The sequence below is a fragment of the Streptomyces sp. CA2R106 genome (assembly GCF_037034245.1).
Classification (GTDB): Bacteria; Actinomycetota; Actinomycetes; order Streptomycetales; family Streptomycetaceae; genus Actinacidiphila.
On the sequence record NZ_JBAGKC010000130.1, the window covers coordinates 1 to 1,031 of the forward strand.

Annotated in this window: 1 rRNA gene; it reads right to left on the bottom strand. The window is 56.5% G+C overall.

Annotated features, from left to right (window positions below):
- Window positions 1–2: 2 nt before the first annotated feature.
- Window positions 3–1,031, bottom strand: a 23S ribosomal RNA gene (locus WA788_RS35340); the annotation flags it as partial.

Genomic DNA, 1,031 nt, shown 5'->3' on the forward strand with positions numbered 1-1,031 from the left:
ACATGGACAAGCCCTCGGCCTATTAGTACCGGTCAGCTCCACCCCTCACGAGGCTTCCACATCCGGCCTATCAACCCAGTCGTCTACTGGGAGCCTTACCCCATCAAGTGGGTGGGAGCCCTCATCTCGAAGCAGGCTTCCCGCTTAGATGCTTTCAGCGGTTATCCCTCCCGAACGTAGCCAACCAGCCATGCCCTTGGCAGAACAACTGGCACACCAGAGGTTCGTCCGTCCCGGTCCTCTCGTACTAGGGACAGCCCTTCTCAAGACTCCAACGCGCGCAGCGGATAGGGACCGAACTGTCTCACGACGTTCTAAACCCAGCTCGCGTACCGCTTTAATGGGCGAACAGCCCAACCCTTGGGACCGACTCCAGCCCCAGGATGCGACGAGCCGACATCGAGGTGCCAAACCATCCCGTCGATATGGACTCTTGGGGAAGATCAGCCTGTTATCCCCGGGGTACCTTTTATCCGTTGAGCGACGGCGCTTCCACAAGCCACCGCCGGATCACTAGTCCCTACTTTCGTACCTGCTCGACCCGTCAGTCTCACAGTCAAGCTCCCTTGTGCACTTACACTCAACACCTGATTGCCAACCAGGCTGAGGGAACCTTTGGGCGCCTCCGTTACCCTTTAGGAGGCAACCGCCCCAGTTAAACTACCCACCAGACACTGTCCCTGATCCGGATCACGGACCGAGGTTAGACATCCAGCACGACCAGAGTGGTATTTCAACGACGACTCCCACCAAGCTGGCGCTCGATGATCAAAGTCTCCCACCTATCCTACACAAGCCGAACCGAACACCAATATCAAGCTATAGTAAAGGTCCCGGGGTCTTTCCGTCCTGCTGCGCGAAACGAGCATCTTTACTCGTAGTGCAATTTCACCGGGCCTATGGTTGAGACAGTCGAGAAGTCGTTACGCCATTCGTGCAGGTCGGAACTTACCCGACAAGGAATTTCGCTACCTTAGGATGGTTATAGTTACCACCGCCGTTTACTGGCGCTTAAGTTCTCAGCTTCGCCC